A 20,407-nucleotide genomic window follows, 5' to 3' on the forward strand; every position below is an offset into this window, starting at 1 on the left:
TTGTTGAGGGTGGGGCTTCCTGTTTCTGTGTCGAAACTTGAATCCGACGTGGACACAGAGGTTCCAGACTCCGCAGGCGATTTCCCTTTACGGGCGGTTTGAAGTGTCCCACTCCTACCGATTCGACACTCGGCCACAACCGACGACGCACGCTTTTTGTCGCGTTTGAACGTCGTCGGAAGCGTGGTGAGCATCTTACTACCCCTACGGTCGAATGGGGTAGTAAGAGTGACGGAGAACGTGTTTGTGAACCGTTCGGACGCTGTATCCCCTCCCTACTCCGCTCCCTTCGGTCGCTCCGTGGAGGACGGGGGCGTAGCGCCCTCACCGCAGAAGCTAAACGCCAGAGCCGAAAGTGGGGGTGAGCAGCGGTCTCGAGTACGTTTGTCCGTCGTCTTCGCCCCACAGTCCTTACATCTCCAATAGCGGCGGTCGACGTAGCTGTGGTTGTCGCAGCCAATGTACGGGCCATTGACATCCTCCCCGCCCTAAAGGGCGGGGCTTTCTCCTTGCATCTCCGTAAGCATTCGTCAATAGAACCTCACCAGCAGTAGTAGCAGTCGCTCTTCTCCCAGACTCAATTCGTCTTTGTCAGTGTAGAGTGACGCTAATAGGGCGAAAATCTGGGCGGACATTCGGCTTTAGCGCGAGAAGATAGCACTGTAGCTTGCCGCCTGTATTTTTCGCGCCCCTATCGGGTGCGGGGCATCCGTGAGATGTCCGGCAGGACCAGCCAATGTCCGTACTGCCAGTATACGAGCGAACGTTCGACGAAGACGACCGTGAACGAACGACCGACGACCAGTGCCCCGAATGCGCGGGCAGCCTCGTGCCCGCGAACGACGAGACGTACTGTCGCGACTGTAGCCTCCTCGCTGCCGAATATCGAATCGATACGGGGCCGGAGTGGTCGCGTGACCAGCCGGAACGCAAACGCACGGGCGCGCCACGAGCGCAGGGGATACACGACTATGGCCTGGCGACTACGTTCGGCCATTGGACAGATGGCCGAGGTAACACCCTCTCGGCGAGCAAACGCCGTCGACTCGGGCGGTGGCGACGCCACCACAATCAGGCGCGCTGGGGGTCGAAAGCTAATCGGAATCTCGGCCACGCATTCGACGACATCAGACGACTTACGAGTGCGCTGGACCTTCCAGCGTCGGCGCGCGACCGCGCGTACGCCATCTGTCGCGCCGGCCAGAACGCCGACCTCTTCGTCGGGCGGTCCATCGAAGCGATAGCGAGTGCGAGCGTCCATGCCGCAACGCGCTGTCTCGGCCTTCTGTGGACGCTCGCCGACGTCGCCGACTACGCGCGCTGTGACCGCCAAACGATTCGAACTGCCTACAGAGCGCTGAATCTCGAACTCGGACTTCGGACTCGGCCACTTCGACCGCGAGCGTTCGTCCCGCGTCTCGCATCGGCGCTCGAACTACCGGCTCGCATCCGCAAGCGAGCCTACGACCTCGCGGTACATGCAGAAGACGCCGGCCTCGGCACCGGCTGTGATCCAGTCGGCGTCGCGGCTGCCTGTCTCTACGAAGCCGGACACGACAGGCACGTCGGCCTCACCCAAAAGAGGATCGCGAACGTGGCGAACGTCACCGATGCCACCCTCCGGAGACGCTGGCACGCACTTCTCGAACTCGACACCCACGACCGAGAGTGGTGAGCCGTCGACGATACGTTTCGTACCGATCGAGTGAGAGCGCTACGCGGTAGGTTCGGTTCGAGTAGCGACGGCTGACGGGCGTCTCGTCCGGTCGTTTTTGCTGCGCCCCTTCGGGGTGCGGGGCGCATCACCTGCATCGGCGTCCCGTGGAGTCGCCATGTCGAACCCAGACAACCCCCTCTCGAAGCTAGAATTTACGAAACGAACGGCAAAGCGCGCACAGTACGAGGCATTCGAGTTCACCGTCCTCCCGGGCGGTGTTCGAGTGCGAAACACGAGTCACGCCAATCCGCGGAATCACGAGTACCACGTCACCGTCGAGGATGGCGTGCCGAGTGCGTGCGAATGCCCGGCGGACGACCACTACGATGGTGCGTGCAAACACCGCGTCGCAGTCGCCATCCGTGTTCCTGTGTTGCGGGCAGCCATCGACCAGCAGGTCGCCGCGGATGGCGGGACGCAGGAGGACGCCGACGAACTCGAAGAAGCGACCGAAGACGCGTGTGACTGTTCCGACCTCGATGGCTTCCCGTGCTGGGAGTGCGTTCGCACCGGTCGAAAAGACCTGCCGGACGACACTACCTGATTGGTACACTACCTCTCCGGTATTTTTCGCGCGCCCTCGGGGGCGAGGCGCTCGGCGAAGAGCGCCCGAGTACTATGTCGAATTCGAACCAGCATACAGCGCAGGACGAACCAGTCGCGTTCGACGACCGAGACGCCCGACCGGACGCGATGCACGAAACGGTCGAACAGTGGCTTGCCGACCTCCGGGACGCAACCGACGAGGCAGCAGCGAGCGAGCAGTTCCAGACGTGGCTCGACGCCCAACGCCGCTTTCACGACTATTCGATGCGGAACACGCTCTTGATCCGTCTCCAGCAGCCCGACGCGACGAACGTTGCCGGCTACCGAACGTGGCAGACGGAGTTCGATAGACAGGTTCAGGAGGGCGAGTCGGCGATCTGGATCTGGGCACCGATCGTCGCTCGACAGTGTCCGAAGTGTGGCAACGCGCCGTCGTACCACGGCGAATCAGATTGTGAGTACGAGGCGTCCGCTCCCGAAACGTGGTCGAAGGGCGTCGTCGGTTTCCGGCCGGTGGCTGTCTTCGACGTCTCACAGACCGAGGGTGAACCCCTTCCGGAACTGGAGACGGACGTATACGGCGAGGCAGACGACCTCGTCCCTGCCGCTCTCGCCGCAGCCGAGACGCTCGGTGTGTCCGCCGAACTCGTCGCGACCGAGGACTGGTCGTATGGAGACGCGAAGGGCGTCTGCAAGCACCGGAGCGGTAAGTCGCAGCCGCACGTTGCTGTGCGAGCGGACCTGGATAGTGCGATAGCCGCGCACGTTCTCGCTCACGAGTACGCCCACGCGAGACTCCACGCCGGTCGGGAAGCGGACGACGAACGCGCTGCTCGAGAAGTCGAAGCCGAGAGCGTCGCCTACATCGTCAGTCGTCATTTCGGGCTGGATGCGTCGAACGCATCGTTCTATCTGGCAGCCTGGCAGAACGACGAGATCGACGAGTTACAGGACCGATTGGAGCGAATCAGAACGACGGCGATGACGATTATCGGTGGAATCGAAACCAACCTCGAACGGACGTGAAACACTATCGTCGGAGAGGGCAGAACAGCGGAGTCAAAGCGAGACGGACGACGCCTCCGTACGTCATTCACTTTCCGTTCGTAGTCAGCTTGGAATCGCGTTTCGAGGCGCTTTACTTCCTTTTTCTATGTTGACGTCATAGGCCGTGAGGAGCTACAGGACGCTCGCGCTCATCTCGAACGGTGGAAGCTGCTCTCGATCACGGCGGTTTCGAGAATCTCCTCTCGCTCCCGTCTCTTTCAGATGGACAATACTGTTGCAGAAGAAGATTTGATGCATCATTGTATTTTACCCGCTAATAAACAAAAATGGGCTGCGGAATTCGTAAATATTCGTCAAATATATGCGTACATATCTACCTCCTTCATATAGATTTAAGATATTCAAAGGAAATTGCTTCGGCAAGCCCGTTGTGTGAACCCATACCACACAGGATTGGAAGAATCGCAGCGCACCCTGCAACCAGTGGGACTGACGACGGGCACGGAGACCGCCGATGCAATCCATAATCCACCCCGAACGGTTCGCGCGCTATTGCAAATCAACCGCCATCACGCACTCGTTTCGACCGCCGACGCTCATCATCGGTCTCGGCGTCCTCCCAGCACTCGTGTCGACACCGGTCGCTGCCCAACAGCAAGTCGGATCCGGTATCTGTGGCACCCCGCTGGCGGACACCGTCAACTACGCCGCCCCCTTGTTCATCGGCATCACCATGATCGCGTCGGCAATCCTCGCGTACATCCTGCACAACGCCGCCGCATTCCCGAAGAAACCCCAAACTATCGGATCGGTCAAAGGCTGGCGGAATCGTGCCGCCTTCGCCACCGTCACGACGCCACTGTTCGCCGTCGTCATCGAGCAACTCATCGGCGCGACTGGCGTCGGTCTCGCCAGCTGTGTCGACATCGTCCCATTCTTCTAGAGTGAAGCAATGGGACTTCGAGCGTCAGTCGTCATCGCCGTCGTGTGCGTAATCGCTGGAGTGACGCTTCCCGTCGACGCTCAAACCCCACCGACGACATCACCGAACACGACGACGGCGACACCCCCATCTGGAAACGGGACGACTCCCCCGTCGTTCTACGAAACCAGCAACGGAGCGACGAACGCGAGCACAAACGCGACCGGAGCGCCCGCATTCGAGGGAGCGTGCCGTGGCCTCGGCACCGTCAGCGGCCACATGTGTAACGGCGTCCTTGGCGCGCTCAAAGGGATTGCCCGTGGATTCCTCGACTTCGCACGTGGCGTCGCCGAGTGGGCCGTCGAATTCCTCGTGAGCCGGCCGGTCCCCCTGCGCAACGGGACGCCCGAGTTCGTCGACCGACCGACGAACGCGCCGATGGACACCGTCTACGACTGGTGGCGGACGCGCGGACTGCCCGCGGGCCTGCTCATCTGGGCGTTCTCGATGATACTACTGCGTGCGAACGCCCTCATGCCCACCGGAGCCATCTCCAATCAACAGGCGAAAACTCTCGAAGCGAAGGGATGGTTCATGCTGTTCGTCATCCTGGGGTCGTGGATCTGGGCGGCGTTCGTCCTGCATCTCGCGTCCGCGTTGACGGTCACGTTCGCTCCCTCCGGCAATCAGATCGTCGCCAGCTTCGAGACGCTCACCGATAGTGTCCTCGCAGGTGGACTCGGCGCGCTCCTGCTCTGGTTGTCCTCGGGGATACTCTTCCTGTTCGTCGCCCTCGTGTTCGGCCTGTCGTGGCTCGCCGTCTACGTGCTCGTGCCTGCACTGCCCGTCTTTCTCGCGCTATGCCTGCCGGCGTTCTGGCTCTTTCGTCCGCTCGCCAGCGTCGGAGACCGCTTACGTGGTCTGTTCATCCCGTGTGCGTTCGTCCCCTTTCCGGCCGCGGTCATCCTCGGCGTCGGTTACCCCGTCACGAACGCTGTTCACGGGTCGCTCGACCAGGGCCTTTCGAACGCCGCCGGTGTCGACGCGTTCGCGTACATCATCCTCGTCCTCGTGATGTGGTTCTGTGCGGCCGTTTCACCGCTCTTCCTGTTCGTCGGCAGTCGCCGGATGCGACCGTTCGCCACCCTCGCCGCAGGCGCAATCGGTGCCGCGTCCGGGATGGCTGCCGCGAACACGTCGTCCAACCTTCGCCAACGCGTCCGGTCACGACTCCCCACTGGTGAGTCGGCGACGGCCTCCTCGATTCCGGCGAATGCAGGCGCAAGCACGCGTGTCGACCCCGTCGACGGGTCTCCGTTCTCACGGACGAACCCCGGTGGCTTCGGCGGCGCGCTCGACGGTGAGACGATTGCCGGAGAACTCGAAGGGTCGACACAACGGTCAACTGTCGACCAACCTGCGCTCGCTACAGGACCGGCGTCTGCTGGAGAGACTACGAGTGGAGCAACACGGTCAGGAAACGAGACGACTGATTCGTACGCCGAGAGCGTTCCTGATGACGTCACGTACAGGCATGCTGAACACCGGTCAGAACTCTCCAAGGACCAGTACGATGCTGGCTACTTCGATAGTCAGGGTAAATTCCACTCGGCGAGCGAAGGTCCATCGAACACAGGTTGGTTGTTGGATGAAGGAGCATTACAGCGTATATCTGAGAATAATTCAGACAAAAATGTCTTCTTATATGATGAAGAGAGTTCAACAGCATTCGATGTCGGCCAAATCGCGACTGATGGGGTGTATCGAACTTCTCGCTACAACAGAGAACATCAGGATAGCATTAGCGCCGTTGAACAGACCCGTAAATCATGACAAGAAAAATTCGGCGGTCTACCTCTTCATTTAGCGAATCAGACCCTCAGAAGGACCTTATTGAAAAAGTAGCTGAGCGGGATAATTATAACTGCCAAATATGTGATGTGGTGGTTTTCCCTCGCGGCAAAATCGGCCATACGATGTACTCAGTTGGGTCCGGAGAAACAGAAGATGTGAGCAATCATGTCACTGTCTGCTGGGACTGCATGGAATGGGGCGACGAAAAGAGGGTTGCTAGGCAGGTCCAAACAGCAGGACGACTGAAGAACGCCGATCCGTCTTTGACTCCTCTTTATGGGAAGGCATTGATTCGAGAGCTCACCGAACGAGTTCGTCTCTTCGTCTACACGGGCCGTCTACTCTTCGTGCGTCGAGTCGTCATCGGAGTTGTAAGCATCATTGTTCTCTTCGGGAGTAGCGTTGGACTCATCGTATTTGTTGGATCGCTGTTTCTAAACCCCGATATCGGTCTCCAGTGGGCGGCCTCCCTGATGACGTTCGTTTGGAGAAACATTCTCACCACGGGTGTGACGCCGTGGGCTACGGGCGGCCTCCTCGGGGTGGCCTACGCCTACCACGTCGCCGAGCGCGAGCGGGCGTACGAACGACAGGTGCAACGCGATCGCCGGCGTCGGGGGGAATCACCGCTGAGCTATGCTCGTCCACGCTGGCAGTTCGTCGCCGTCTTCGCCGTGATCGGCGTTCTCGGAGCCATCGACTGGCTGTTGATTCGAGCGAACGTGTTTACGCGTGGCTCTCTCGTCGGTGCGCTCGTCCTCTGGACGATAGGTGCAACTGGCGTTGCGTACTATCTCCGTGCAGCACTCCACGAAGATCGCGACGTCTCCGGAATGGCGGTCACGCCGACACCCTGGGTAGTCATCAGTCGAGGAGCGCTCGCACTCGGCCTCGTTGGGGGTGTCGCAACTACCGTCGGGTACGATTCTGTCGTTCCCAACGCTGCAACGACGCTCGCTATCTATCTCGTGCCGTTCACCGGGGGGCTGTACGTCATCCAGCGAACCGTCAGACGGCGTACCGCCTGGCGACTCCAGCCGAGAGCAGTCGTCCACTTCCTCCGGACGCAACTTCGCCGTCGCATCCCGAGCAGCGTCTCGAACCGTGGCCACTCGGACGAGACGGCATCCGACGCGCCCGACCGTGACACATCAGACCGCGACCAACAACCATGACCAAGATAGACCCCAGACGTCGAATCCTCAACGAGTTCGGAGCCGATGACGAGATCGTCGGTGTCGACACTGACTACAGCATTCCGGACCTGAAGCTGTTCCTGCCAGCACTCTTGATTGCATCCCTCAGTGTCCTCACTGGAAACTCGCTGGGAGGGCTGCTCGCCGTCACCGGTGGCATCATTGTCGGTCTCGGCGTCCTCGTCGCGACCGCTATCGTCGTGTTCATCGCGCCCTCGCATCTGACACCGCAAGTGTGGGTCGGCCAGATTATCGCGTTCAAACGCCAGCCGTCGATACGAACGCTCCTCGATGGGGCGTCCGACCAGCGGACCGAGACGCTCACACGCGTCGACCGGTTTCTGCCGGAGGCGGACGCAGTTGAGCGCGTCGACGGGACGCTCGTCGCGGGCGTTGAGGTTAGTCCCGCGAACATGGCGCTCGCAACCGAGACCGAGTGGGATAATGCAGCCGACGCACTCGGTAATGCGCTGAACGCGCTGGACTTCCCCTTTCAGCTCCGCTCGACTGCACGGCGCGTCGACGCTGACCGCCTCGTCGCCGGATACGACCAGCGTCGCGACGACCCGGACGTCACGGCGAATCCCGTTCTCGCTAATCTGATCGACGCCTATCGCCGACGACTCCCGCAGGAGTTCCAGGCGCGTGGGACGAGCGTCCGCGAGTATCAGATTCTCGTCCCGGTGTACGTCTACGACGTCCAGATCGCCGAACGCGGCGCGCTTGCCAACCTCCGTGACGTACCGTACATCGGTGGTCTCCTCGGATTCATCGGCGCAGAGAGCACGCAACTCTCGCCGGAGGAGATCGAACGCGCCCAGCGTAATCTGCTCGACAACCGTCTCGCCACCGTTCAGGATGCCATCCGCGGCATCGACACCTGTACCGCCGAACGCGTGTCCGCGGAGACGCTCGCAGCGTGGATCGAGGAGTCGTGGGCTGGAAGCCGAACCGAGTACGAGACGGAGCAGTCACGGCTCCGGACGACACCGGTCGTCCTCGCCGATGCAGCGACGACACCCCCCGATGTGGACACGCCACAGCCCGACGTAGACGACGGCCACCACGACCCAGTCAGCCATTCCCTCGACCATCGCTAACTATGTCACTCATCGATCGACTCATCCAGACTATCACCGGCGCTGCTGCCGACCAGTCAGACCGCCTCGACGATGCCGGACGGCACGCACGACTCGTGGCACCGTCGAGTACGCAACTCGAATCAGACGCGACCCGAACGGGTGAACGATGGGCGCAAACGCTGTTCGTGGTCGACTGGCCGACGAATGCCGATCCCGGCCTATTGGAAACGATTACGACTCATCCGAGCGCGGACGTCGACCTCACGATACACGCCCATCCCCGGCCTACCGAACGCAGTATCACCGAGCTCGAGGACGCAATCCGTGACCTCGAATCGGTCCGTCTCGGCAAACAGAAGAACGGCGACCCCTCGATCAGCACGACCGACCGTCGAATCCGCGAGCACGAAGCCGTACTCGCCCAACTCACGGACGGCGCGCAATCCATCTTCGAGGTGGCGGCATACGTTACGGTCCGTGGCGATACCGAGCGCACCGTCGAGCGGACGTGTCAGCAACTCCGGACGGAACTGGCGAAACGCCAGCTCACGGTGAAGCCGGTCGACTACATCCAGATCGAGGGTCTTGTCGCCAACAGTCCGATCGCTGACGACGCGGTCAGCGGCACCATTGGAGCGGCTCGAACGCCGATGCTAAGCGGCGCGCTCGGCGCGTCGTTTCCCTTCTCGGCTTCCACCGTCATCGAGACGACCGGCGTGTTGTACGGCTTTCACGCGACGACCGACGCACCGGTCGTCGTCGATCGCTGGCAGCGGCCGAACGGCTACAACGTGCTCGCGGCGGCGAAAATCGGCTCCGGGAAATCCGTCACGGCGAAGCTGCTCAGCCTTCGCGAGATTGCGAACGACTCCGAGACGATCCTCATTCTCCTCGATCCACTGGAGGGATTTCACGACCTTGCTACTGCTCTCGATGCCGACCGCATCATCGTCGGTGGAACCCGGCAGCTGAATCCGCTCGAGATACAGCCGACACCACGCCACGTCTTGGAGGCGGCTAATGACATCAACCCCTACGGCCAGCAGTTCTCCAGCGTCATGGACTTTTTCGAGACGTACTTCGCTCACATCGATACGGCCGGCCACGGTCTCGACACGAACGCCCGTGCCGTCCTCGGGCGGGGCGTCCGGGAGGCGTACCGGCGTCAGGGCATCACACGCGACCCGGCAACCCATGCGAATGACAGCCCGACGGTCCAGGACGTGTTCGTCATTCTCGGCGAGATGGCTGACGATGCGAGTCCCTTCTTTGACGAGGAAGACGATGGAACTGCACCGACGACCGTCGAGTTCGCGAAGTTAGAGGATCGGGCAGCCGAGCTCCGTATCGGGATGCGGCCGCTCGTCGGCGATGGTGAGTACGCGAATCTCGGCGGGAAATCGGATATCGACCTGCGGGACGAGAAAGTAACCTATCTCGACCTCCAGCAGGGCGAGGCCGACCGGGAGATCGCGTTGATGATGCAACTCCTGTTCGATGCCGTCTACGACCGCGCGAAACAGACGGACAAACGCATGGTACTGGCAATCGACGAAGCTCATTACCTGCTTCAGAACGAGGGCTCGCTCGCTTGGTTGGATCGCGCGTACCGCCATTCTCGCCATCACGACCTCAGCATCCACTTGATTACGCAGGAGTTATCAGATTTCTTCGTTCACGAGAAAGCCGAGGTGCTGGCGAAGGAGGCCTCGATCAAGGTTCTCCAGCGACTACCGGGATTGACTGACGAGAGCCGGAAACGACTCGGATTGAACGAGCGGGAAGCGCGTTTCCTCAGGCAGGCGAAACCTGGAACCCGTGAACGGGGCTACAGCCACGCGCTCGTCTGTATCGAGGATGAAGGCCGGTTTCCAGTAAAAGTGAACGGATTGTCCGAAGAGTTAGCACTGGTCGATTCTGACTCGTCAGGCACTCATCCCTGAAGGACGTCGTGAGCGGACTCCCACTTTGAGTAATTCTTTCGGCAGGCGTGAGATTACCGTCCGCGTCTACTATCCCTGACTCCAGAGTCACGTGACAGTTGACCCGTCCAGCACGAGACTTCGATTACGTAACCGACTGACGGTGACTAAACAGGTCCGCATTCATCCTACTCTCGTGCGGAATCCACAGGAAATCGCTCAGCGACTTTCGCCTGACCAGTGACTGCCGCCTAATCCGTAGACATTTAAAACCAAACGAACAACGCCCGAACATGAACCGACTCGCGAAGGCGGCCGCCCTCGTCGTCGCGGTGGCCGCGCTTCCATATCTCGCCTTCCTCGCGCTGTACGGCCTGCTCCGTCCCGAGGGCTCGCCCGCTCACAAGGACGAGACGGTGGAGCCGACCGTAAGCATCGTCCTCCCGACGTTCAACGAGGTAGACATCGTCGAGACAAAACTCGACGACCTGATCGCGCTCGACTACCCGATGGAGAAGGTCGAACTCGTCGTCGTCGACTCCAGCGACGACGAGACGCCCGACCTGATACGAGAGTACTTCGCCGACCGCGAGCATCCCGAACTGAACCTCATCCGCGAAGAGGAGCGCCGCGGCCTCGCGCCCGCGCTCAACGACGCCTACGCCGCCGCGGAGAACGAGATGGTGGTCAAGACCGACTGCGATTCCCTGGTGGCCGAGGACGCTCTCAAGGTCGCCGCGGCCAATCTCGCCGACCCCGACGTGGCCGCCGTCACTGGGACGAACGCAGAGGTGCTCGGCGGGAGCGAAGTAGAGGCTGGCTACCGGGGCGTTCAGGGCCACGTCCAGACGCTGGAGTCCCACCTCGATTCGACGCTCATCTTCCACGGTCCCTTCTCGGCGTTCGAGAACGACGCCATCGTCCTCGTCGACCCGAACTCGCTCGCGGACGACACGGAGCTCGCGCTACGCATCCGTCAGAACGGCAGTCGGGTCGTCTTCGACCCGGAGATTCGGTACAGCGAGGCGTCGCATTCGGACTTCCGGAAGCGGCGGTTGCAGAAAGATCGGCGCGGAATGGGGTTGATTCGTCTGTTGGTGCAGCACCGGGATATGCTCGGGGAGTACGGGAATTACGGCCGGTTAGTGTTGCCGTTCAACTGGTGGTTCATGGTGGTGTCTCCGTGGCTGCTGGCGCTGGCTGTGGGGCTGGCGACCGGGGCTGCGGTGGTCGCGACGGGGCCGTTCGGGCTAGCGGTCCCTGCTGGGTTGGGGGCGTTCGTCTGGTTGGGCGGTCGGGATTGGTTGGGTCCGTTGCAGGCGGTGTATTCCGTGTTCGATGCGCAGGTGTCTCTGCTACGTGCGAGCGTGGCGTTGTTGCGAGGTGACGGTGATGGGACGTGGGAAGTGGATCAGGAGTTGCGGGAAGTATTCGAGTAAGTCCGAGCCGAGAGAGGTTCTCGGCCAAACAGAAAGCTTACGTACCTATAATTGACTGAGAGAAGATAGGAAAATGCTAGATGACTGTCTATCGCCGTCCGTCACCATCCAGAAGTTCAGTATGGAAGTTGTTCACTGGAAAAATAAAGGCCAGTAGCGGTGGCGTAGGCAAGGAAGGATATGTCGCCGCTAGTCCGCGGCCAAAACACAAGATTGTCAAGCCATAGGTAATACGAAGGATTATAGAAATAAAATGAACAGAAGAGAAATAGCAATCGCACACAAAGATTACGATGTTCGCGGCGGTGGAGAAGTCCTCGCAGAAGAACTTGCGCGGACGTTCGATGCACCAATGTTCGTCGGCCGGCGGGATGCTGACTGCGAACCCGACGGCCTTGACGTTGACATCCACGAAATTGACCATGGTCGTCTCATCAAGCGGATGATTGACTACGAGGGCGCGCCAAGAAGTGCTGCCTACCAGTTCGCCTGGCAGCGTGTCGACGAACTCGCCGCCTACGACACCATCATCACTAGTGGCAATGAACCACTCTGGTACGTTCCGCAGGATGACCAGACTGTTGTCGCGTATACACATAGCCCACCGCGCTGGCAATACGACCTCTTTCACGACCTTGACGGAGGTTTTCCGTCTGTCGTCTATACCTACTTATCCTGAGTGCTCTACCAGCACAATATCACTCGCCCTGACCTCTACGTTGCGAACAGTGACTTGGTCGCCCGACGTATCCAACAGTACTGGAATATCCCCGACGACCAAATACGAGTCGTATATCCCCCCGTCAGTACATATGAATACAGCTCACATGATGCCGAAACTGGCGACTACTTCGTAACGGTCTCGCGGCTAGACGGTCCAAAGTGCATCGATGAAATAGTCCACGCATTCAACCAGACAGAGTTCGAACTACGGATTGCTGGTCGCGGCCCAGAACGTGACCGTCTTGAAGAACTCGCTGAGGAGAACATCCATTTCGAAGGCTATGTCAGTGAAGATCAGAAACAGGAGCTTCTTTCAGGCGCACGTGCATTCGTTTTTGCCTCACAAAACGAAGACTTCGGGATGGCACCAGTCGAAGCAATGGCGGCTGGAACACCTGTCATCGGTGTCAAAGATGGTTTCACCCAAGACCAGATTATTGACGGGAAAAACGGCATTACATATGCACGCAATGGTAGTGACCTTCGTGAACGCCTCCATTATTTCGACCGACACGGCGTCGATTGGACATCTACAGAGATTGCCACGTTCGCTGAAGACCATTTCTCCGTCCAGCGGTTCCGCGACGGAATACAGAGAGCAGTTGAAGAAGCACAGGAACGGTCACGCGTGATTCCGGACTGGCAGACTGATGCCGACACTTCTAGAGATATCCCACCGGAGACAATTGAGCAGGCTACCCCCGACGGAGGTGAATACTTCAAATGACGATACTCGGACTTGGCGCCGGTAATAACCCCGACCCACGCGTAGATGAAACAGTCGATCTCTACGCCGAGGCCGACCATCGCGTTGACCTTAATGATGATTGGGAGCTCCCCGACAATTACGCTACTGGCATCGTCAGCCGCCACAGTGTGGAGCATCTTGACGATGTTTACCATTTCTTCCGAGAAGCAGGTCGTGTTCTTCAGCCACAGGGGTGGTTAGAAGTGACAGTACCGCTCGGCCGGGACGCCCGCGCCGACCCCGATCACGCCAACTGGTATCCTGATGCCGGCTGGACGTGGTGGACACCACGTATGTTTTGCCGTGAGTACCGTGAGCAGGCTGGCCGCGGCTGGAATGAGCAAGTCCCATTCGAACTTGTCTCCCGCGATCTTAATGTCTGGCTGCTCCCGCCGCTCCATCACGCTTCAAGCCTATTCTGCCGCCTTGCCCAGCACTGGCCTGAATGGGGTGTTGAACACTGCGACGCCGGGGGGTTGACGGCGTCTTATAGGAGGATCGACGCCTGAGCATTCCGCAAGCTGATAAATGGGTATCAACGGGTGTTCTTCGTTGGATTGGCGGTGTCCGAACGTACGGCCAGCGCCTCCAATTCTATCTCGGCATGATGAACACTGCAACGTTGATGCTCGTCCTCTACGAGACCAGCCCCCTTGTTAGTGGCGTGTTCCCGAGCGTAGTGACGTGGCTGGCGTTCGTTGCGCTCGCTGTTGTCCCTACCGTCATCGCTGTTGACTACATTCTCATGCATCCCAGCAGATTACGTACAACCAGCATCAGAATGGCCAGGAAAACCGGTCGCCGAACTACCGCGAAACCATGGAAAATCAGCGTAGAATCGACGAACTGCACGATGAAATTCAGAAACTCCGCAATGAGATAAGTGACGAATGACACTCAAGGATTGGATTAACGAAAGTATTGATCGCTACCAGACTCAGCCGGTATGGCTAGCCACACGAGAGAGCGCACTCCAATTCATATACGGAACTAGCCGGCGAACTATCGACCCTCATCTTGGCACGCCGATCTGGGAGAGCGATGCCAGTCTCGTACTTGTCCTTGACGCTTGCCGCGTCGACTTGCTCCGTGAGGTTGTCGACGACTACGACTGGCTTCCCGAATCCAATGATATTGAGAGCCGGTGGTCGCCAGGTGCGTGCAGCATTGACTGGATAGTTCGAACCTTCCGCGAGCACGAGGCAGAAGCCCAGAAGACAGCATACATCACCGCGAATCCCTGGATAGACCAAGACGTTCCATGGAAGGACGCCTTGCCGATTTCTTCGGAACGATTTGCCGACCTCCAGAAAGTATATGAGACCGATTGGCAGGATATCGGTGGCGGAGTTGAGACAACCCCGCCAAATGCAGTGACACGAGATACGTACCGTATCTGTCGTGACAATCCCGAGAATGTCGAGACAGTGGTTGCCCATTACATGCAACCGCATCAACCGTTCAAAACACGGCCGGAGTGGACAGGGGAGGACACGAATCTCGCAAACATCGTTGATCCAGACCGCCACGCTGGGAAGTGCATATGGGAGCGCACGAAGCGGGGCGAGTTTGACCCTGACGATGTCTGGACTGCGTACAGAGAAAACTTAGCATGGGTACTGAAGTGGGTCGGCCGCCTGTTAGCGCATACAGACCGCCGTGTCCTGATAACGGCCGACCACGGTAACGGTATGGGCGAGTTTGGCATGTGGGGTCATCCCCCCGGGTGCCGTACATCCGTCAATTCGACGTATTCCATGGGTAGAAATACCTGCGGACGCTGGGCCAACGGACGTACCAGAACCGCCGACGGAAGTACGTGAGGAACCGACTGAGGCAGCAGCAGATGTGAAAAATCGCCTGGAAGCGCTAGGATACGCATGACAAAAATGAATACTTTAAAATAAGAGCTAAAACCACAATTGAAGAAACTGCCATTCTGAATCGCATCATCACAAGGCTTATCCCCGTTTTCCCAGACCTTCCTCCAATGAGTCAGGGTACAGAGCGGGTCGAGGACTCCTCCAACCTCACCGATTCAATCCTCGACTACGCGGAGAAATGGTATCACGTTCCCGTCCTCACGGTCCTTCTGGGGTTCATGCTGTGGGTGCGGGCGCAGTCGTACGAGAACTTCACGAGAGGCGGAGAGGTGTTCTTCTCCGGCAACGACGCGTACTACCACCTTCGGCAGGTGCAGTACACGGTGAACAACTGGCCGCAGACGATGCCGTTCGACCCGTGGACGAACTTCCCCTACGGGACGAGCGTGGGCCAGTTCGGCACGCTGTACGACCAGCTCGTCGCCACGGCGGCGCTGGTCGTCGGCCTCGGCAGTCCGTCCGACCAGACGGTCGCGATGACGCTTTTGTTCGCGCCGGCGGTGTTCGGCGCGCTGGTACTGATTCCGACGTACCTCATCGGTAAGCGCCTCGGCGGTCGCCTCGGCGGCCTGTTCGGCGCGCTCGTATTAGCACTACTCCCGGGCGTGTTCCTTCGGCGCGGCCTCGTCGGCTTCGCGGACCACAACGTCGTCGAGCCGTTCTTCCAGGCGTTCGCCGTGCTGGCGATGATGGTCGCCGTCTCCGTCGCCGAGCGCGAACGCCCCGTCTACGAACTGGTCGAGGACCGCGACGTCGCGGCCCTGCGCGAACCGGTCGGCTTCGCGGCGCTGGCCGGCGTCGCCACCGCCCTCTACCTGTGGACGTGGCCGCCCGGCATCCTGCTGGTCGGCATCTTCGGCGTCTTCTTCACGCTCAAGCTCTCGGCGGACTACGTCCGCGGCGTCAGCCCGGACCACCTCGCGTTCGTCGCGACGACGAGCATGGGCGTGACGGGTCTTCTACTCCTCGTCCCGCTCGGCACGCTCTCCTTTAGTGCCACGAAGTTCTCGCTGCTCCAGCCCCTCCTTCCGTTCGCAATCGCGGTCGGCGCGGCGTTCATGGCGTGGCTGGCCCGCGAGTGGGACGCCCGGAACCTCTCGCCGTCGCTCTACCCTGCCGCCATCTTCGGACTGCTGGTGGTCGGGACGCTGTTGGTCTACCTGCTCTTCCCGAACCTGTTCAACCTGATCCGGAGCAACCTCGTCCGGTTCATCGGCTTCGGTGCGGGCGCGGCCCAGCGCACCATCGGCGAGGCGAAACCGTTCCTCCAGCAGGGGCAGTCGCTTGCGTCTGTAGTCATTCCCGAGTACGGGCTGATGTTCTTCACGGCCATCGTCGGCGCGCTGGTGATGGTCTGGCGGTCGTTCGCCGCCGACGAGCACGAGGCGGAGAAACTGCTCGTGCTCGTGTGGGCCGCGTTCATCACGGCGGCCGCGTTCACGCAGGTGCGGTTCAACTACTACCTCGCGGTGCCGGTCGCCGTGCTGAACGCCTACCTGTTCGGGTGGGTGCTCGGCTTCGTCGGCTTTGCCGGCACGACGAGCGAGGCGATCCGCGACGTGGAGGCCTACCAGATCATCGCCGTGTTCTTCGTCGTCCTGCTCATCGTTCCGGGGCTCGTCATGCCGGTCACGGTCGGCAACAGCCAGACCTACACCGCGAACCAGATGGGCAAGAGCGCCAATCCCAGCGCGGCCGTCCAGTGGGACGGCACGCTGGAGTGGATGCAGGGCAACACGCCCCAGGAAGGCCAGTACGGCGGCGCGAACGGGAGCATGGACTACTACGGCACCTACAAAGAGGGCGACGGCGACTTCGACTACCCGAAGGGTGCCTACGGCGTCATGTCCTGGTGGGACTACGGTCACTGGATCACGGTCGAGGGCGAGCGCATCCCGAACGCCAACCCGTTCCAGGAGAACGCGAAGACCGCCGCGAACTACCTCCTCGCGACGAACGAGTCGCAGGCGAACGACGTCCTCCAGCGGCTGGGGAGCGACGGCGAGCAGACCCGGTACGTGATGGTCGACTGGAAGATGGTGAACACGAAGGGGCGGTCGGGCAACGTGAAGTTCTTCGCCCCGACCGTCTTCAACGACAACGCCTCCCAGGGCCAGTTCGTCGACTACGTCATCCAGGGCCAGGGGCAGTACACCGTCCTCCACAAGCAGGACTACTACGAGTCGATGATGGTCCGGCTGTACAAGTTCCACGGTAGCGCGGTCGAGCCGGAGCCGCTCGTCGTCGACTACGAACTCCAGCAGGCGAACGGCCGGACGTACAAGGTCGCGCCGGAGAACGAGTCGCTCGTCAAGCGCTTCGACACGATGCAGCAGGCCCGACAGTACGTCCAGGAGGACGGGTCGGCCAGGCTCGGCGGCATCGGCGCGTACCCGAACGAGCGGGTGCCCGCGCTCGAACACTACCGCGTCGTGAAGGTGAGCGACACGTCCTCGACGCGGTCCCCGACGCACCTCCGGACGCTCCAGCAGCAACTCGGTATGCTGCCCGACCGCCAGGCACAGCAGGGGTTCTTCAAGACGTCGCCGACGTGGGTGAAGGCGTTCGAGCGCGTCCCCGGCGCCGAAGTCCAGGGGACGGCTCCGGCCAACACCACCGTCACCGCGTCGGTGCAGGTGAAGACCGACCGCGGGACGTTCACCTACCGCCAGCAGGCCCAGACCGGTCAGGACGGGCAGTTCACGATGACGCTGCCGTACTCGACGACCGGCTACCAGCAGTGGGGTACCGAGAAGGGGTACACGAACGTCAGCGCCCGCGCCGTCGGCCCCTACGAGTTCTCGACGCCCCAGAAGCAGGGTGAGAACGGCTTCACGTTCAAGAACGCCACCGCCCACGTCTCGGAGGGCCAGGTAATCGGCGAGAACGACACCGCCGTGACGGTGTCGGTCGACAACCAGCAGACGATTCCGGTCGAGGGCGCGAACAACTCGACGGCGAACGGAACGACCGGTCCCGCGAACGGCACCAGCGGTGACGACGGCGCCACGAACGGCACCGCGAACGAGTCCGGCGACGGGTCGAACGAGACGACCACGGGCGACCGCGACAGCCCGCAGGGCGCGAACACCGCGACGCGGGCCAGCCTCGTCGGCGCGTTCGCCGCCGCGCTGCTCGTTGCGCGACGCGACTGAACGCTTCGCTTTCCCACTCTTTCCGCTCCGTTCTCTCCGCCGTTCCGGCGTGACTGCTCTACTGCACGTCGAGCAGCGAAGCCCCGGTTCCACGCGGGTTTCGTGGTCGACCGCGTGCACCAGGGGTCGGCCGGGGAGAACCCAGAAAAGCCATGTGGCCCGGCAGATACGTGTAGGGCATGATAGACGAGGCCGTCGAGGAGATCAAGGAGATGCAGACGCACAGCTCCTCGACCGTCGCGGTCAAGGCCGCCCGCGCGCTGTCGGACCTTCTGGAACGCGATTTCGAGACGGTCGAGGAGTACGTGCGCGCCCTGGAGCGCAACAGCAACGTCCTCCGGCGGGCGAACCCGTCGCACGCATCGCTGGTGACGACCCAGCGCGCCATCGTCAGCATGGTCGAGGAGGCGGACCTCGACACCGTCGACGCGGCGAAAGAGCGCACGGAGGCCGCCATCGACGAGGTGGTCGAGGGCGTCGTGACCGCCAAGCAGCGCGCCGCCGACAACGCCGCGCCGCTGTTCGAGGACGGGACGACCTTCATGACCCACGACTACTCCTCGACGGTGCTGGAGGCGATCGAGAACGCCGTCGGCGAGGGGTGCTATCTCGAAGCCTACGTCCTCGAGGCGCGACCGCGCTACCTCGGGCGCAAGACCGCCCGCGTGCTCGGCGAGATGGACTACGTCGACGCCCACCTCATCGTCGACAGCGCGGCCGGCCACTTCATGGACGAGTGCGACCGCGTGTTCACCGGCATGGACTGCATCGTCGACGAGACGCTGTACAACCGCGTCGGCACGTTCCCCCTGGTCGCCACGGCCAACGAGGTCGGCGTCCCCGTCACCACCATCGGATCCAGCGCGAAGATCGTCGGCGAGGGGTTCCGCTTCGAGAACGACTTCCGCTCCGCCAGCGAGGTCATCCGCGAACCCGCGGAGGGCTTCTCCGTCGAGAACCCGGCCTACGACGCCACGCCCACCCAACTGCTCGATTCGGTCGTGACCGACGAGGGAACCTGGGAGTACTGACCGACTCGAACGGCGCTGTTCTGTGACGCGACTCCCGACAAGTCGACGGCATCGTTCGAACCGATTTAACAACTCGACCGGAATCATTTGTTAACCTTGCCCTAACTAACGCCATTTCTTACCAGTTAGAATAATAAGTATCGAGCGGTGAGAACGACACGCCATGACGAGCGACGGGACGCACTCGCACAGCGACTCATCGTCGCAGGAGCACGGCGGCCACGACGACCACGGTGGTCACGACCACGGCCACGGCGCGAGCGAGCGGAGCACGCGAACGCTCGCCCTGGTCGCGGCCATCAACGTCGTCGGGTTCCTCGCCGAACTCGCGGGCGGACTGCTGTTCGGGTCGGTCGCGCTCCTCAGCGACGCCGTCCACATGCTGTTCGACGCGCTGGCGTACGTGCTCGCCTACGGCGCCGCCTCCGTCGCGGACCGGTCCGACGCCTCGGACGAGTGGTCCTACGGACTGCACCGGCTAGAACCGCTCGCCGCCTTTGCGAACGGCCTCTTCCTCGTTCCGATGGTCGTCTACATCCTCTACGAGTCCTACCAGCGGTTCCTCGACCCCGTCTCCATCGGTACCGGCCCCACGCTCGCGCTCGCCGTCGCCGGTCTCGGCGTCAACCTCGTCTCGGTGTACGTCCTCCAGGGCGGCGAGATGAGCCTCAACGAGCGCGGCGCGTTCTACCACCTGCTGGGCGACGCCGGCGGGTCGGTCGCCGTCATTGTCTCGACGGTGGTCGTCCGGTACACTAGCTTCGCAATCGTCGACCCGCTCACGGCCGTCCTCATCGCGTCGGTCGTCCTCTGGTCGGCGGGGAAACTCCTCCGCGCCAGCGGCGAGATATTCCTCCACCGGACGCCCATTTCTCAGGAGGCCGTCCGGAACGCGCTCGACGGCACGGACGGCGTCGAATCCGTTGCCGACCTCCACACGTGGCAAATCTGTAGCGAACTAACCATCGCCACGACCCACGTCCACGTGGACGTGGACACGCTCTCCGAGGCGGAGAAACTCCGGGAGCGCGTCCACCGTACCCTCGCCGACTACGACGTCGAACACGCGACCGTCGAACTCTGCGCCACCCCCGACGACCGCCGTCTCGACACGCACTCCCACTGAACCGTCGCCGTCGCTGCGCTATCTCCGAGGTTGAATTAGAACCTCGCCGAGTGTA

Annotated in this window: 17 protein-coding genes; all 17 read left to right on the forward strand. The window is 61.3% G+C overall.

What is annotated here, in order from left to right; all coding sequences use genetic code 11:
• Positions 1–736 precede the first annotated feature (736 nt).
• The 17 genes from ACRYA2_RS01425 to ACRYA2_RS01505 all read left to right on the forward strand — a co-directional run bounded on the left by ACRYA2_RS01425 (position 737) and on the right by ACRYA2_RS01505 (position 20,352).
• Entirely contained in the window at positions 737–1,675 is a 939-nt protein-coding gene (locus ACRYA2_RS01425; protein WP_433623504.1) for a transcription initiation factor IIB, read from the forward strand.
• Between the two features lie 157 nt (positions 1,676–1,832).
• The gene (locus ACRYA2_RS01430; protein WP_433623506.1) at positions 1,833–2,261 is read left to right on the forward strand and encodes an SWIM zinc finger family protein; all 429 of its coding nucleotides are present in this window, start codon (positions 1,833–1,835) and stop codon (positions 2,259–2,261) included.
• Positions 2,262–2,335: 74 nt separating this feature from the next.
• Entirely contained in the window at positions 2,336–3,289 is a 954-nt protein-coding gene (locus tag ACRYA2_RS01435; protein ID WP_433623508.1) for a DUF955 domain-containing protein, read from the forward strand.
• A gap of 496 nt (positions 3,290–3,785) precedes the next feature.
• Positions 3,786–4,214 (forward strand): hypothetical protein, encoded by a 429-nt coding sequence (locus ACRYA2_RS01440; protein ID WP_433623510.1) that lies wholly within the window; start codon positions 3,786–3,788, stop codon positions 4,212–4,214.
• Positions 4,215–4,274: 60 nt separating this feature from the next.
• The gene (locus ACRYA2_RS01445) at positions 4,275–6,026 is read left to right on the forward strand and encodes a TrbL/VirB6 family protein (protein ID WP_433623512.1); all 1,752 of its coding nucleotides are present in this window, start codon (positions 4,275–4,277) and stop codon (positions 6,024–6,026) included.
• A 494-nt stretch (positions 6,027–6,520) separates the two neighbouring features.
• Positions 6,521–7,222: a hypothetical protein gene (locus ACRYA2_RS01450; RefSeq protein WP_433623514.1), complete on the forward strand. Its 702-nt coding sequence runs from the start codon at positions 6,521–6,523 to the stop codon at positions 7,220–7,222.
• Entirely contained in the window at positions 7,219–8,343 is a 1,125-nt protein-coding gene (locus ACRYA2_RS01455; RefSeq protein WP_433623515.1) for a TraC-like domain-containing protein, read from the forward strand. The genes ACRYA2_RS01450 and ACRYA2_RS01455 overlap by 4 nt, the downstream gene beginning before the upstream one ends.
• A 2-nt stretch (positions 8,344–8,345) precedes the next feature.
• Positions 8,346–10,268, forward strand: a complete 1,923-nt coding sequence (locus ACRYA2_RS01460; RefSeq protein ID WP_433623517.1) for a VirB4 family type IV secretion system protein — start codon at positions 8,346–8,348, stop codon at positions 10,266–10,268.
• 272 nt (positions 10,269–10,540) lie between these two features.
• A complete protein-coding gene (locus ACRYA2_RS01465) occupies positions 10,541–11,686 on the forward strand; it encodes a glycosyltransferase (protein WP_433623519.1) in 1,146 nt (381 codons plus the stop codon).
• 253 nt (positions 11,687–11,939) lie between these two features.
• A complete protein-coding gene (locus ACRYA2_RS01470) occupies positions 11,940–12,365 on the forward strand; it encodes a hypothetical protein (RefSeq protein ID WP_433623521.1) in 426 nt (141 codons plus the stop codon).
• Positions 12,366–13,136, forward strand: coding sequence for a glycosyltransferase (locus tag ACRYA2_RS01475; RefSeq protein WP_433623523.1), 771 nt, complete (start codon positions 12,366–12,368; stop codon positions 13,134–13,136). It abuts the gene before it with no gap.
• Positions 13,133–13,666, forward strand: coding sequence for a methyltransferase domain-containing protein (locus ACRYA2_RS01480; protein ID WP_433623525.1), 534 nt, complete (start codon positions 13,133–13,135; stop codon positions 13,664–13,666). The genes ACRYA2_RS01475 and ACRYA2_RS01480 overlap by 4 nt, the downstream gene beginning before the upstream one ends.
• A 116-nt stretch (positions 13,667–13,782) precedes the next feature.
• Positions 13,783–14,040: a hypothetical protein gene (locus ACRYA2_RS01485; RefSeq protein ID WP_433623527.1), complete on the forward strand. Its 258-nt coding sequence runs from the start codon at positions 13,783–13,785 to the stop codon at positions 14,038–14,040.
• Between the two features lie 7 nt (positions 14,041–14,047).
• A complete protein-coding gene (locus tag ACRYA2_RS01490; RefSeq protein WP_433623529.1) occupies positions 14,048–14,980 on the forward strand; it encodes a hypothetical protein in 933 nt (310 codons plus the stop codon).
• Positions 14,981–15,147: 167 nt separating this feature from the next.
• Positions 15,148–18,195: an oligosaccharyl transferase, archaeosortase A system-associated gene (locus ACRYA2_RS01495; RefSeq protein WP_433623531.1), complete on the forward strand. Its 3,048-nt coding sequence runs from the start codon at positions 15,148–15,150 to the stop codon at positions 18,193–18,195.
• A 179-nt stretch (positions 18,196–18,374) separates the two neighbouring features.
• Positions 18,375–19,226, forward strand: coding sequence for an eIF2B alpha/beta/delta subunit family protein (locus ACRYA2_RS01500; protein ID WP_433623533.1), 852 nt, complete (start codon positions 18,375–18,377; stop codon positions 19,224–19,226).
• A gap of 163 nt (positions 19,227–19,389) precedes the next feature.
• Entirely contained in the window at positions 19,390–20,352 is a 963-nt protein-coding gene (locus ACRYA2_RS01505) for a cation diffusion facilitator family transporter (RefSeq protein WP_433623535.1), read from the forward strand.
• Positions 20,353–20,407 lie beyond the last annotated feature (55 nt).

Source organism: Halomicrococcus pelagicus (assembly GCF_050954125.1).